This window comes from Comamonas sp. GW821-FHT11H03 (genome assembly GCF_058807955.1).
Genome location: NZ_JBXARF010000016.1, coordinates 19,667 through 32,783, shown reverse-complemented (window position 1 = coordinate 32,783; position 13,117 = coordinate 19,667). Strand labels below are relative to the sequence as shown.

Here is a 13,117-nt window from a genome sequence, read left to right as displayed (position 1 = left end):
GTGTCCGGTACTTCATCTGCAACACTCCTTTGACCTAGGTGGGTCATAGTGTGTTGCATCGATCGGTTGAATCCGCCCCCCATTGCAGGCATTCGACTTACGACCAACTAGAGGATACGAATGGCCTACTTTCCTCTTCGCTTCGTTGGCGACTTTTGCGTAAGCAGTTCCCGCTTCTCAAGCAGAAAATCCATTAGCGCCCTGGTTTTGGCCGGCATCTGCGCCCGTGACGGCACGTAAAGGAAGAACCCCGGAAACGGCCGGCACCAGGGCGCAAGTACCCGTACCAGCGAACCATCGGCCAGGTGTTTGCGCACGCACAGCTCGATATGCTGCACCAGCCCCATGCCTTGCAGTGCGCCGCGCAACATGCTGTCGTCGTCGTTGAAAACGGCATTGCCCTGCGGCTCGAACACCACAGTGCGCCCCTCGGTGTCCGGCGAAGTAAACGACCAGCGGTCGATGGTTCCGCTGGAGGTGAAGCGATAGGCCAAGCAGTTGTGCCGTATCAGGTCAGCAGGGGTTTCGGGCACGCCATGCCGCTCGAAATACACGGGCGAGCCGACAATGGCGTAGTGCAGCGGCGGCGTGACCGGCACTGCCACCATGTGCTCAGCCAGGCTCTCGCCCAGGCGGATGCCGGCATCCAGGCCGTGCGCCACTATGTTGGTGAAACCGTCATCCATCACCAGTTCCAGCCGCAGCTTCGGGTAGCGCGCTAACAGTTCGCCCATGTGCGGCTCGATCAGCAGGCGCGCAGCGATGCGCGAGGAACTCATGCGGATCAGGCCCGAGGGCTCGGCCTGCGTCTCTCCCAGCTCCGCCACGGCCCGCTCGATGGCCGTGAGCGCAGGTTGCAGCACATCCAGCAGGCGCCTACCTTCTTCGGTCAGCGACATATCCCGCGTTGTGCGGTTGAGCAGGCGCACATTCAGGTGCTGCTCCAGCCCCTTGAGGTGCTGGGACAGCGCGGCTCGCGTCACCTCCATCTCTGTCGCCGCCTTGGTGAAACTGCGGTTTCTGGCAATGTGTGCAAACCACGTCAGGGTGGAAACGAGGGAGGGTTCGATGGGCATTTGTTTAGTTTAACTAACCACTCATGTCTTTCAAAGGGTGTTTATCAAAATCAATCTAGGCGGCACCATTCAATCCCATCCCCGTCGTTTCCTGACACCTTACACACCTCACCGGAGCAATCTCATGCCGAATGTCACCTTCAAAAACCTCAACGGCCAAGGCATCTCCATGGCTGCCATCATCCATTTCCCGGCCGGCTTCGATGAGTCCAAGAAGTACTCCGTGGTCGTTGTCTCTCATCCCGGCGGTGGTGTGAAGGAACAGACCGCAGGTCTCTATGCCAAGAAACTGGCCGATCACGGCCTGATCGCCATCGCCTTTGACCGCTCCTACCAGGGCGAGAGCACCGGCGAGCCGCGCCAGCTGGAGAACCCATACATCAGTACCGAGGACGTGAGCGCCGTGGTGGACTACCTGACCACACTGCCTTACGTGGATCAGAACAAGATCGGCGCGATGGGCATCTGCGCTGGCGCGGGCTACAGCGCCAACGCGGCCATCAACGACCGCCGCATCAAGGCGCTAGGCATGGTGAGCGCGGTGAACATCGGCCAGATGTTCCGCAACGGCTGGGAGAACACGGCCAAGGACGCCGACGCGCTGCCATACCTCGAAGCCGGCTCAGCCGCACGAACAGCCGATGCGAGCAACAACGAAATGGCCACCATGCCGCTGGCCCCGATGAAGGAAGAAGACGCGCCCAACGCCGAACTGCGCGGCGCCTGGGAGTACTACCACACGCAGCGCTGCGAGCACCCCAACGCACCCGGCTACGCGCTGGTACGCAATCTGACCCAGATCATCACCTACGACGCCTACAACAAGGCCGAGGCCTTCCTGACCCAACCCATCCTGGCCGTGGCCGGCAGCAAGGCAGGCAGCAAGTGGATGAGCGATGACCTGATCGCCCGCGCTGCCAGCACCGACAAGACGCTGCACATTGTTGAAGGCTCCGACCACATGGATCTATATGACGTGCCCCGGTACGTGGACGAAGCCGTCTCGAAGCTGGCACCGTTCTTCCTGGCCAAGCTGAAGTAAGCCGCAGAACCCCATCTCTGCCAATGGGCGGATCACGCCCCGCTTTCAAGGAGTTTTCATCATGATGACCATCCGAACCGTCGCCTACCAGAACCTGGGCTGGCAAACCGCCGCCGACATCTACCTGCCGCACGGCTTTGACGAGAGCAGGAAGTACCCCGCCATCGTCAGTACGCACCCCATCGGCAGTTGCAAGGAACAGACCGCCGGCAACATCTACGCCAAGGGCCTGGCCGAAGCGGGCTTCGTCGTGCTGGTGCATGATGCAAGCTTCCAAGGCGCCAGCGGCGGTGCGCCGCGATTCATCGAAGACCCATCCATCCGCGTCTCTGACATCCGCTTCGCCGTGGACTATCTGCAGTCGCTGCCCTATGTGGATGCCGAGCGCATCGGTGCCATCGGGGTGTGCGGCGGCGGTGCCTACACGGTGCATGCCGGCATCACCGACCACCGCATCAAGGCGCTGGTTTCGATCACGGGCGTGAACTACGGCCGTCTGATCCGCGAAGGTTTCGCTCAGTTCAAGCCTCGCGAACTCGCCCAGGGCATTGCCCAAATGCGGTTGGCCCAGGCCCAAGGTGCCGAGCGCGACGTGACCAACCTGTTGCCCGAGTCTGTGGCGTCTGCTAAGGCAGCTGGCATCACCGACATCGATGTGTTGGAGGCCACCGAGTATTACAAGACCGGCCGAGGCCAGCAGCCCCATGGCGCCACCAGCCAGCTGATGTCGTTCAGCGGTGCGGCCATGGGCTGGGATGCCTTCCTGCACGCCGAGGTACTGCTGACCCAGCCGCTGATGGTGGTGATCGGTGACAAGCCGGGCGGTTTCGGCGCCTTCCGTGACGGCTGGGAAATCTACAGCCGTGCCGCCTCGACGGACAAGCACATCGTCGTCGCCGAAGGCTGGTCGCACTACGACCTGTACGACAAGCCCGAGCCGGTGGCCATTGCCATGGCCAAAGTGGTGCCGTTCTTCAAGGACAAGCTTTGAACACCCGCCACGTCCCCAACCAGCGAGCGCGCAAGCGTCCGCTCCACCACGGCACATAGAGAAACTGTCATGACCAATATCCTCATCCTCGGCGCCAGCGGCCAGATCGCCCAATGGGTCGTCAAAATGCTCGCCGGTCACGAAAACATCCGCCAGACCTTGCTGCTGCGCAACTCCAAGAAACTGACCGGCCAGGAGCCCGCCAACGCCCAGGTGGTGATTGGCAATGTGCTGGACAAAAAGCTGCTCAAGGACGCCATGGCGGACCAGGAGATCGTCTATGCCAATCTCACGGGCGAAGACCTCGACAAACAGGCTCAGGCCGTCATCGCCGCCATGCAGGCTGCAGGCGTCAAGCGCCTGGTTTTCGTACTGTCGCTGGGCATCTATGACGAGGTGCCAGGCAAGTTTGGCGAGTGGAACAACGCCATCATTGGTGAAGACCTCAAGCCCTACCGCCGTGCGGCCGACCTGATCGAAGCTTCGGGCCTGGACTACACCATCGTGCGCCCCGCCTGGCTGATGGACGAGGACGAGGTGGACTACGAGACCACCGTCAAGGGCCAGCCCTTCAAGGGCACCGTGGTCTCGCGCAAGAGCGTGGCCGACCTGATCGCCCAGGTGATTGCATCGCCCAAATTGCATGTGGGCGAGAACCTGGGGGTGAACAAGCCGAACAGCGACGGCGACAAACCGTATTTCATGTAAGGCGAGAGAGCGATGCTCAAGTGGTTACCCTTATCGCTCGGTGTGCTGTTCGCGGCATCGGGGCTGGTTTTGCTGAGCATCCCCTGGATCGAATCTCAGCAAACCCAGCAGGTAGGTGCCTTGGGACCCAACACGGTGCCAGCTAAGGCTCCGACGGCCACTGCGACGGTGTACTACTCGCGCTCAGACCGCTGGTGAGTTTTGGCTTATAGCCTGGAGCAGTCGCCTGTGGGAAAACTTATAACGACTGCTTCTGGCCAGTAGCACTCCATCGGCATCGTTCTATTGGCCAATGTGATTGGCTTGGCACAAGTCTTTCTTGCCACAGCATTTCTCGCACTCTGTTCAATTCCGATTGCAGCCGGGCTGTATGGCCACAGCCTGTGGATGACTGGAGAGAAAGGGGTTTACTGATGTCACCGCTTGGTTGAACGAGGAGTGGTGATTCTCAGCGCTTGCACCACCAGCGTGAATGCCGGTGATGGCTGGCGCCTGCTGGGGTAGTACAGATGGTAGCCCTCGAACTTGGGGCACCAGTCCTCAAGCACACGCACGAGCCGGCCATCTTCCAGGTACGGCATCAGCTCATCTTCCGGCAGCAGTGTAATGCCCAGCCCGGCCAGCGCAGCGTCCACCTGGGGCTGGGTGGTATTGACGATCAGCTGCCCATCCACGCGCACATTCATCTGCTGGCCGCGGCGCTCGAAATCCCAGACATAGAGGCCACCGGAGCTTTGCATGCGCTGATTGATGCACCGATGCTTCATCAGATCCTGGGGTACCTTGGGCTTTCCGTGAGCCTCGAAGTAGTCCGGCGAAGCCACCACCGCCAGGCGCATGGGCGGCCCGATGGGCACTGCGATCATGTCCTTGTCAATGGTCTTGCCCAGACGCACGCCAGCGTCGAAGCGATCCGCGACGATGTCGCGCAAGCCGTAGTTCACATCGAACTCCAGCTTGATGTCGGGGTAGTCGCGCAGCAACGGCGTGAGCTTGGGCAGCAGCACGCTGTGCAGCACATAGTCACCACAGGTGATGCGCACGGTGCCGGCTGGCTTGTCACGCAGCTCGGTCAAGGCATCAAGCTCAGCTTCGATCTCATCGAAGCGGTTGCCGATGGCCTGCATCAGCCGCTCGCCCGCCGAAGTCGGAGAGACGCTGCGAGTGGTTCGTGTGAGCAGCCGGATCTGCAGGCGCTCCTCCAGCGCGCGGATGGTCTGGCTCAGGGCGGACTGCGTCACCCCGAGCGCCGCAGCGGCGCGGGTAAAGCTGCCTTCGCGTGCGACGGTGACGAAGGCCAGCAGATCGTTGAGGTTGCGTCTAGCCATGGGGCAGTCTCTCATGAATACTGATTAGCTTCACTTATAAGCCAATTAAGGATTCAGTAGCTAGTCAATCGCGCGAGGCTTCGCAAAAATTGAGGCCATGAAAAGCCAGCCCCCACTCTCCCTTGGCGGCGCGAAATGCTCGCGCTGCTGATCGGCTCGTGCCTCGGGTTGGCTGCCTACACCCCTGGCAACTCGAACGCCCAGACACCAGCGCCGCGCATGCCCTCCAAGGACTCCACCATGAAGATTCGCCTGATCGTTGATGAGCAGGTCGCCACTGCCACCCTCTACGACAACGCCACCGCCCAAGACTTCGCCTCCCTGCTGCCGCTGACTCTGACAATGGAGGACTACGACACCATCGAGCGGGTCTCCAGCCTGCCGCGCAAGCTGTCCACGCAGGGCGCGCCCGAAGGCATGGCGCCCGCAGCCGGCGAACTGACCCACTACGCCCCTTGGGGCAATCTCGCAATTTTCATCAAGCCGCGCTCCTATTCGCGCAGCCTGCTGCCTCTGGGCAAGGTGGACGAAGGCCTGTCCATTCTGTCCCGGCCCGGACCATACATGGTGCACATCGAGCACGTCGAGCCCTGAATCATCGGACCATCTCCGCCACGACAGCAGCCTGGATCAAAGGAATAGCCATCATGACCCCAACCATTGAGACAAGCGACATCGCCACGCCGGACAGCCTGGACGTGGGCCGCCGCAGCTTGCTGAAGATGACCACCACCGGTATCGCTGCTGCGGGTGTCGGTGCCATTGCTGCCACACCGGCACACGCACAACCGAAAACGCAGCCGGCCGTGAAGCTCACCGAGAAGTGGGACAAGGTGTTTCCCCAAAGCGACGAAGTTCAGCATAAGAAGATCACCTTCCAAAACCGCTACGGCATCACCCTGGCTGGCGACCTGTACCAGCCGAAGAACACCAGTGGCAAGCTCGCGGCGTTGGCCGTCAGCGGCCCGTTCGGTGCCGTGAAGGAACAGTCCTCCGGCCTGTACGCGCAGACCATGGCCGAGCGCGGCTTCATTACGCTGGCGTTTGACCCGTCCTACACTGGAGAAAGCAGCGGCACGCCGCGCAATGTTGCCTCGCCCGACATCAGCGTCGAGGACTTCAGCGCGGCGGTAGATTGCCTGGGCCTGGTGCCAAATGTGGACCGCGAGCGCATCGGCATCATCGGTATCTGCGGCTGGGGTGGCATGGCGCTCAGCGCTGCCGCCGTGGACAAGCGCATCAAGGCCGTTGTGGCCAGCACCATGTATGACATGACCCGTGTTATGTCCAAGGGCTACAACGACAGCGTGACCCTGGAGCAGCGCACGCAGATGCTGGAGCAACTGGGCCAGCAGCGCTGGAAAGACGCCGAGGCCGGCAAGCCCGCCTATCAGCCACCCTACAACGAGCTCAAGGGCGGCGAGGCGCAGTTCCTTATCGAGTACGCCGACTACTACCGCACGCCGCGCGGCTACCACCCGCGCGCGGTCAACTCCGGCAACGCCTGGACAATCACCACGCCGCTGCCATTCATGAACCTGCCCATCCTCAGCTATATCCGGGAAATTGCGCCGCGACCGATCCTTCTGGTCCATGGCGAGAAGGCGCATTCACGCTACTTCAGCGAAACCGCCTACGAGGCGGCGGCCGAACCGAAGGAGCTAGTGATCGTTCCAGGTGCCGTCCACGTGGACCTGTACGACCAGATGGACAAGATTCCGTTCGAACAGTTGACGGTGTTCTTCCAGCAGAACCTGGCCACCACTGCGTAGAACCGGCACACGGGGCGCGCGAGCTGCCCTCCTCCCGTTCGTATCCCCTACCGCGCACGCCCCAGCGGATAGCGCGGCGTTTCCTATTGCGTCACAGAAGAAAACACTCCATGGCCAGCACTGCAACAGCCTCCCAACAGGGGGACACTGAAACCTCCAATAGTGCCCCCGCACCAGCGGCATCCTGGAGCGGCGTCTTCGCCATGTCGATCTGCGCCTTCGCACTGATCGCCTCCGAGTTCCTCCCCGTGAGTCTGCTGACACCCATGGCGGCCGACCTGCAGGTCACCGAAGGCATGACCGGCCAAGGTATCGCCATCTCCGGCGCCTTTGCCGTATTGACCAGTCTGTTCATCTCGGCGCTGACGGGCAACCTGAATCGCAAGACCTTGCTGCTCGGCCTGACGCTCGCGATGGGCATCTCCGGTGCCATCGTCGCACTGGCACCGAACTACTTCATCTACATGCTGGGCCGGGCGCTGATCGGCGTGGTAGTGGGCGGCTTCTGGTCAATGTCGGCAGCCACGGCTATCCGGCTCGTGCCGGCGCACGATGTCCCGCGGGCGCTCGCCGTCGTCAATGGCGGCAACGCGCTCGCCATGGTGATCGCCGCCCCCCTGGGTGCCTATCTGGGCACAGTCGTTGGCTGGCGCGGTGCTTTCCTGTGCCTGGTGCCGGTGTCGCTGATCGCATTGGCCTGGCAATGGAAGGCGCTGCCCTCGATGCCGGCTGCCGTGCGCGCCTCGGGTATCAGCAAAGTGTTCAAGGTGTTCACCTTGTTCAAGCACCCTGGCGTCACCGTAGGCATGCTGGCCAGCAGCCTGCTGTTCATGGGGCAATTCGGACTGTTCACCTATGTGCGCCCCTTCCTGGAAACCGTCACGAATGTGCGTGGCTCGACGATTTCGCTGTTCCTGCTCGTACTGGGCGCGGCCGGCTTCATTGGCACAGTGCTCATCGGCCGCGTCCTGCAACGCAGCTTCTACCAGACGCTGATCGTCATCCCGGCCCTGATGGCCGCGACCGCGCTGGCCCTGATCGCCTTCGGCGGCTCGGTCGCCATCGTCGCCCTGCTGCTCGCGCTGTGGGGCCTGACCGGCACCTCTGCTCCGGTGGGCTGGTGGGCCTGGATAGCCAAGGTGTTCCCAAAAGATGCCGAAGCGGGTGGAGGCCTGTTTGTCGCCGTGGTGCAGCTATCCATCGCTCTGGGCTCGACCCTGGGCGGCATTCTGTTCGATCACAGCGGCTACCGCAGCACCTTCGTCGCGAGCGCCGTGCTGCTGGTGGTTTGCGCTGCCCTAACCGCCGTGACTGCGCGCGCGGCAGCCAAGCATACGGCCTGAACCCCACCTGGAGAATCCCCATGCAATACACCCATCTGGGCCGCACCGACCTCAAGGTCAGCCGCATCGTGCTGGGTACCATGAATTTTGTGCGAGCTGGCCGATGAAGCGGCCAGCTTCAAGATCATGGACGAGGCGCTGGAGGCGGGTATCAATTTCTTTGACACCGCCGACGTCTATGGTGACCCGCAGTCGCCGGACATGGCCAACCGACGCGACTGGGTCGAGGGTGCAGGCTGGGAGACGTTGTTTGCGGCCATCGACGACCATGCGCGCATCGCCTTCACCGCCATGCATCGGGACGAGAAGAAGCACGAAGCCGTCGAGTTTGTGCACAACGCGGTGGCGTATTACGCGGGGCTGGGCGTGCGCTGAATACGCCTGCTGACTGCCAACGGTGCAGCCTTCCGGGCCAAGGAGTTTGCTGCAGCCTGCAAAGCCTTGGGGTGCAGCACAAGTTCACCAGACCGTACCGGCCGCAGACCAACGACAAGGCCGAGCGGTTCATCTTGACGGTTCACATCTAGGCAGATAGTCGTCATCGACTTATGGCTGATCGATAACGGCTGATGAAGACCCCAGACTGTGCGAGGCGCTCTGCCTGAGTTTGCGCTGTGCAAGTTGCCGCGTCGAGCCTCGCGCTGAGGTGCTATTTGGCTACCTCCGAGGGAAAATTCAAAGGCTAGTGAGAATCGATCATGAAGAAATTTCTTCGATTTCGAGTATCTCGCAGTCTGGTGCCGACTCTGCAATGCTCAAGCAAACGTCGCTCGCGTCGAGTCCCCATCGCTTCTGTTCACTCATGAGGCCAACTCGATGGTTCACCAACATTAAACGGAACAGTGTCAATCGGCTTAGGTTCTTTCTTGGCACCGCGCAAAGCGTAGTGTGGGTGTCGGGGTCTGGCAACACCAAGCAGCTATCACCTGCTTCGACTACTTGCAATCGGCTGCCTTTAGCGAAAAATCTTCCCTCTACCTGTATGTCGCTCAGGACTTGCATCATGGAGTGCATTGTTTTTTTGCATTCCTATTGCATCCGCACTACGACTTTGCCTTTGGCGCGTCCTTGGGACAAGTACTCAAGGGCCTGCTTCGCTTGATCGAACGGAAACACTTTGTCTACAACCGGATGGATATGACCGGCGTCAAGAAGCGCGCCAATTTCGTCCAACTGCTCGCCGTCAGGTCGCACGAATAGAAACGAGTAGTCCACGTCCTTCTTTGCTGCCATGCGGATGATTTTTCTGCTCATGAGGCCAAAGATTAGTCTGAGAGCGAAGTTCAACTTGCGGGCTTGTGCAAATGCAGCGTCCAGCGGACCAATCAGCGAAATTATCTTGCCGCCGGGCTTGAGGATGCCAATCGACTTCTCCAATGCATCCCCGCGGATCGTCCCCAGTACCACGTTGTATCCTCGCAGTACCTCTTCAAACTCCTGCTTTTTGTAGTCAATCACATCGTCCGCGCCCAAGCTCTTGACCAGCGCAACGTTGGCGGTACTTGTGGTCGTTGCCACATAGGCACCGAGGTGCTTGGCCAACTGAATTACAAACGTGCCGATACCGCCCGAGCCTGCAGGGATAAATACTCTGTGGCCTGTCTGCACGTTGGCACGTTCTTTCAGAGCTTGCCAGGAAGTCAACCCAACCATAGGCACAGACGCTGCCTGCACGAAGTCGAGATGGGCAGGTTTGCGTGCAGCCAGATGTTGGGGAACTACCGCAAACTCGGCAAGTGATCCGGTGCCTTGATCAAAGATGCTGGCAAAGACCTCATCGCCTGGCTTGAAGCGGGTAACACTGCTCCCCACTTCAACCACCACTCCGGCCAGGTCGCTGCCCATGACGGCGGGAAGCTTGAACTTCAGCACGGGCTTGAACATTCCCGTCGTGATCATATTGTCGATAGGGTTTAAGCCTGCTGCATGCACCTCAACCAGCATTTCATTGGGTCGAAGTGTTGGGCGAAGCACCTCGGTGATGCCGATCTCTGGGGTCTTGCCGTAGCGTTTAAATGTGAGGGCTTTCATGATGCTCCTGCTTGTGTGTTGCGAAGGCGGCCATGCGCAAGTGCCTTGTGTCGCCTCATCGTCAGCCCCTGCTTTGTTGTGTCGCTGCTGAGCCGTTGTTCAGCCACTACTGTGCGAGGAAGGTAAGAGCCTTGGGCACAAAGTCTTCGTGATACTGAAATACACCACCGTGACCCGCATCGGGATAGATGACCAGCTCGCTGTTGGGCAGCCGTTTGGCCAGGTCGTAGGTGTTGCTGCTGGGTACCATCCGGTCGTGATCACCGTTTGCCACAAGCGCAGGCTGCTTGATCACCGACAGATCGACCGCTGGTTTTTCGCCCCAAGCCTTGAGCGCCTGCAACTGCGCCATGTACGCGCCAAAGCTGATGGCCTTGTCGCGATTCTCTGAGCGCTCCTGCAATCGTTGCAGGAAGGCCTTGCCAGCTGCAATGCCGTTCGGCGTGCGTGTGAAGAACAGGAACTGCTTGGGATCTTGGCCGCTGAAGATCGCACGCAAGAGGTCATAGTTCGCGACGCCTGCCACCGAACTGATGCCTGGGCCACCTGCAGGTCCCGTGCCCGCCAGAATCAGCTTGCGCACCAGTTGTGGCTGCTTGAGCACGATCTCCTGGGCGATCATCCCACCCATGGAGAAGCCCAAAAGATCGACCTTCTGGAACCCCTTGGCCTTGATGAAGCTAGTAGCATCATCGGCCATCTGTTCAATCGAGTGGGCAGCTGACCCCGTGGATGCGCCTACCCCCCGATTGTCGAACGCGATGACGTGATGCTTTGCAGCAAGGCCGTCTACGAAACGGGGGTCCCAGTTATCCAGGACCGCAGCTAGGTGGGCCAGCAATACCACAGGTGCTCCGCCGTTTTCCTGGCCCAGTTCGCGGTAGGCGTAGTCCACACCACCTGCGTAAACAACCTGGGTCTGCACGTTCTTCCATTGCGTTGAAGAAGTGCCGTTGCTCTTGATCTCCACACTGCGTGATGTGGCCCAATCCGTGGCCGATGCGTACGGCAGAAACAGCGTTGCAAGCGCTGCGAGACAGTACGCTCGCACTTGGGACTCGTTGAACATATCGTCTCCGTTAGGTGGTCAAAACGCTCATGCCTGCGGCTGGTAGCGCTCAGCGGCATGCGCTTGACGGATTTCGGACATCAGTCCTTGTCGCGCCTGGTCCAGCTCATTCCAACGCTCTGCAACATGCAGAGGCGGAATCGTCACCAGTTCCTTGCGATCGAAGCCGATGAGTGCGGCATCCACCAGTTCGTTGACATCCATCACCTCTGGCAGTGTGTTGATATCCATGCCGGCGCGGCTCCAGATCTCAGTACGGGTTGCCGCCGGCAGCACTGCTTGCACATAGATTCCCTTCGGCCCAAGTTCCAAATTCAGACCTTGTGAGAGAAACAGTACAAATGCCTTGGTCGCGCCATAAATCGTCATGCCTAGCTCGGGAGCAAAGCCAACAACCGAGCCGATGTTGACGATAGAGCCTTTGCCTTCCTGAGCAAAGCGCGCAGCGACTGCTGCAGCGAGGCGCGTGGGCGCCGTGGTGTTGAGCATTACCAGACGGTCAATGCTCTGCGCGTTCTGTTGGACGAAAGCCCCGGATTGGCCCATGCCAGCGTTGTTGATCAAAATCCCGATCGACGTGTCTTCGCGCAGACGCATCTCGACCTCAGCCAGGTCTTCCTGTTGTGTAAGGTCGGCTTGAATCACGTCGATGGTGACCTTGGTCTCTTCGCGCAAGCGGGAGGCGAGGACGTCCATGCGAGCTTTATCGCGGGCAACCATGACGAGGTTGTGGCCACGGCGGGCGAAGCGTTCAGCGTAGGTCGCACCGATGCCGGAAGACGCACCGGTGATCAAGGCTGTAGGCAGATTAGTCATAGTTCTATATCCAGAAATGGTTTGGGAAGATCAGCGGGGAGGCGTGAGGTCAGGCAGCCTGTTGTCCATCCAGGAAAAGAGCGGTCTGGGTGACGAACAGTTCTGGGTATTGGAATTGCGAGCCATGACCAGAGTCCGGGTACAGGATGAGCTGCGCGTTGGGAATGAGCTGCTGCAACGTGAAGGAGTTGATGCTCGGCACCATGATGTCGTTGTGGCCGTTGACGATCAGAGTGGGCTGGCCTATCTCCTTCAGGTAGGCATAGCGTTCGCCGTGTGGTGCACTCCACTCAGCGATGGCTGCACCTTGTGCTTTCATGGCTTCGACTGAGGAGGCTGGATCTTGGTCTGCACGCCGGTGGCGGCGTTCCCAAAATGCGCGGCCTGCCGATTGGCTCTTTTGCGTAGGTGCGAAAAACAGATACAGGAAGTCGTCCATACTGGGTACAGGGCTTGCCGCAACTTGAAGCACCTTGGAGTCCTGGCTCCGATCACCGTTGCGCGGTCCTGTACCCACAAGCACCAGGCGTCGCACGAATTGTGGATATCGGTGTGCCAGGCTTTGAGCAACGAAGCCTCCGATGGAGAAGCCAAGCACATCCACGGCGCTGGCAAATGCGAGCTCCTGGATGAAATCCGCAATACCATCGGCCATGCCGTCTACCGTAGTGGCAGGCTCTCCACCGGAGCTGGCTACTCCTGCGTAGTTCACCAAGATGACAGGACGACCCTGCGCAAGGCCATCGGTAATCAATGGGTCCCAGTTGTCCATTCCTCCGCGAAAGTGCTGAAGGAATACCAGAGGCACGCCTTGCTCTCCTCCAAATCGACGGTACGCATAGCGCACGCCGTTGGCTTCAACGAATTGGGTCGGGGCGGTGATGTGGGTGCTGCTCATATGAGCCTCGCAATGGTTGGGGATGGGATAGAGCGTTGAAGGC

Annotated in this window: 13 protein-coding genes and 1 pseudogene; 8 read left to right on the top strand and 6 right to left on the bottom strand. The window is 60.2% G+C overall.

The genetic code is table 11. The annotated features are described in order from the left end of the window. Positions 1-125 precede the first annotated feature (125 nt). Complete coding sequence (locus AC1RTQ_RS23710; protein WP_492879364.1) at positions 126-1,076, bottom strand: LysR family transcriptional regulator; 951 nt, start codon at positions 1,074-1,076, stop codon at positions 126-128. Between the two features lie 124 nt (positions 1,077-1,200). On the opposite strand from AC1RTQ_RS23710, the gene AC1RTQ_RS23705 reads away from it, so the two are divergent. From AC1RTQ_RS23705 to AC1RTQ_RS23690, 4 genes are all read left to right on the top strand, one after another. After that, positions 1,201-2,118: an alpha/beta hydrolase gene (locus AC1RTQ_RS23705; RefSeq protein WP_492879362.1), complete on the top strand. Its 918-nt coding sequence runs from the start codon at positions 1,201-1,203 to the stop codon at positions 2,116-2,118. A 61-nt stretch (positions 2,119-2,179) separates the two neighbouring features. Beyond that, the gene (locus tag AC1RTQ_RS23700; protein ID WP_492879360.1) at positions 2,180-3,109 is read left to right on the top strand and encodes an alpha/beta hydrolase; all 930 of its coding nucleotides are present in this window, start codon (positions 2,180-2,182) and stop codon (positions 3,107-3,109) included. 69 nt (positions 3,110-3,178) lie between these two features. Next, positions 3,179-3,817: an SDR family oxidoreductase gene (locus AC1RTQ_RS23695; RefSeq protein WP_492879358.1), complete on the top strand. Its 639-nt coding sequence runs from the start codon at positions 3,179-3,181 to the stop codon at positions 3,815-3,817. A gap of 12 nt (positions 3,818-3,829) precedes the next feature. Further along, a complete protein-coding gene (locus tag AC1RTQ_RS23690) occupies positions 3,830-4,015 on the top strand; it encodes a hypothetical protein (protein ID WP_492879356.1) in 186 nt (61 codons plus the stop codon). Positions 4,016-4,233: 218 nt separating this feature from the next. Here the strand turns inward: AC1RTQ_RS23690 and AC1RTQ_RS23685 are convergent, their stop codons facing one another. Next, positions 4,234-5,145, bottom strand: coding sequence for a LysR family transcriptional regulator (locus tag AC1RTQ_RS23685; protein ID WP_492879354.1), 912 nt, complete (start codon positions 5,143-5,145; stop codon positions 4,234-4,236). Positions 5,146-5,280: 135 nt separating this feature from the next. On the opposite strand from AC1RTQ_RS23685, the gene AC1RTQ_RS23680 reads away from it, so the two are divergent. The 4 genes and pseudogenes from AC1RTQ_RS23680 to AC1RTQ_RS23665 all read left to right on the top strand — a co-directional run. Further along, a complete protein-coding gene (locus AC1RTQ_RS23680) occupies positions 5,281-5,739 on the top strand; it encodes a cyclophilin-like fold protein (protein WP_492879352.1) in 459 nt (152 codons plus the stop codon). A 53-nt stretch (positions 5,740-5,792) separates the two neighbouring features. After that, positions 5,793-6,917 (top strand): alpha/beta hydrolase, encoded by a 1,125-nt coding sequence (locus tag AC1RTQ_RS23675; RefSeq protein ID WP_492879350.1) that lies wholly within the window; start codon positions 5,793-5,795, stop codon positions 6,915-6,917. Positions 6,918-7,120: 203 nt separating this feature from the next. Next, positions 7,121-8,260, top strand: coding sequence for an MFS transporter (locus AC1RTQ_RS23670; protein ID WP_492879370.1), 1,140 nt, complete (start codon positions 7,121-7,123; stop codon positions 8,258-8,260). Between the two features lie 207 nt (positions 8,261-8,467). Beyond that, positions 8,468-8,769, top strand: a pseudogene (locus tag AC1RTQ_RS23665) (DDE-type integrase/transposase/recombinase); the annotation flags it as partial. Between the two features lie 520 nt (positions 8,770-9,289). Here AC1RTQ_RS23665 and AC1RTQ_RS23660 read toward each other — a convergent pair. From AC1RTQ_RS23660 to AC1RTQ_RS23645, 4 genes are all read right to left on the bottom strand, one after another. After that, the gene (locus AC1RTQ_RS23660; protein WP_492879348.1) at positions 9,290-10,291 is read right to left on the bottom strand and encodes an NADP-dependent oxidoreductase; all 1,002 of its coding nucleotides are present in this window, start codon (positions 10,289-10,291) and stop codon (positions 9,290-9,292) included. A 106-nt stretch (positions 10,292-10,397) separates the two neighbouring features. Next, positions 10,398-11,360, bottom strand: a complete 963-nt coding sequence (locus AC1RTQ_RS23655) for an alpha/beta fold hydrolase (protein ID WP_492879346.1) — start codon at positions 11,358-11,360, stop codon at positions 10,398-10,400. A 27-nt stretch (positions 11,361-11,387) separates the two neighbouring features. Further along, complete coding sequence (locus AC1RTQ_RS23650) at positions 11,388-12,176, bottom strand: SDR family NAD(P)-dependent oxidoreductase (protein WP_492879344.1); 789 nt, start codon at positions 12,174-12,176, stop codon at positions 11,388-11,390. Positions 12,177-12,225: 49 nt separating this feature from the next. Further along, positions 12,226-13,074: an alpha/beta fold hydrolase gene (locus AC1RTQ_RS23645; RefSeq protein WP_492879342.1), complete on the bottom strand. Its 849-nt coding sequence runs from the start codon at positions 13,072-13,074 to the stop codon at positions 12,226-12,228. Between the last annotated feature and the right edge of the window lie 43 nt (positions 13,075-13,117).

Coding starts and splice junctions, on each gene's coding strand:
- AC1RTQ_RS23710 (WP_492879364.1), bottom strand. CDS start 1,076: ATGCCCATCGAACCCTCCCTCGTTTCCACCCTGACGTGGTTTGCACAC.
- AC1RTQ_RS23705 (WP_492879362.1), top strand. CDS start 1,201: ATGCCGAATGTCACCTTCAAAAACCTCAACGGCCAAGGCATCTCCATG.
- AC1RTQ_RS23700 (WP_492879360.1), top strand. CDS start 2,180: ATGATGACCATCCGAACCGTCGCCTACCAGAACCTGGGCTGGCAAACC.
- AC1RTQ_RS23695 (WP_492879358.1), top strand. CDS start 3,179: ATGACCAATATCCTCATCCTCGGCGCCAGCGGCCAGATCGCCCAATGG.
- AC1RTQ_RS23690 (WP_492879356.1), top strand. CDS start 3,830: ATGCTCAAGTGGTTACCCTTATCGCTCGGTGTGCTGTTCGCGGCATCG.
- AC1RTQ_RS23685 (WP_492879354.1), bottom strand. CDS start 5,145: ATGGCTAGACGCAACCTCAACGATCTGCTGGCCTTCGTCACCGTCGCA.
- AC1RTQ_RS23680 (WP_492879352.1), top strand. CDS start 5,281: ATGCTCGCGCTGCTGATCGGCTCGTGCCTCGGGTTGGCTGCCTACACC.
- AC1RTQ_RS23675 (WP_492879350.1), top strand. CDS start 5,793: ATGACCCCAACCATTGAGACAAGCGACATCGCCACGCCGGACAGCCTG.
- AC1RTQ_RS23670 (WP_492879370.1), top strand. CDS start 7,121: ATGTCGATCTGCGCCTTCGCACTGATCGCCTCCGAGTTCCTCCCCGTG.
- AC1RTQ_RS23660 (WP_492879348.1), bottom strand. CDS start 10,291: ATGAAAGCCCTCACATTTAAACGCTACGGCAAGACCCCAGAGATCGGC.
- AC1RTQ_RS23655 (WP_492879346.1), bottom strand. CDS start 11,360: ATGTTCAACGAGTCCCAAGTGCGAGCGTACTGTCTCGCAGCGCTTGCA.
- AC1RTQ_RS23650 (WP_492879344.1), bottom strand. CDS start 12,176: ATGACTAATCTGCCTACAGCCTTGATCACCGGTGCGTCTTCCGGCATC.
- AC1RTQ_RS23645 (WP_492879342.1), bottom strand. CDS start 13,074: ATGAGCAGCACCCACATCACCGCCCCGACCCAATTCGTTGAAGCCAAC.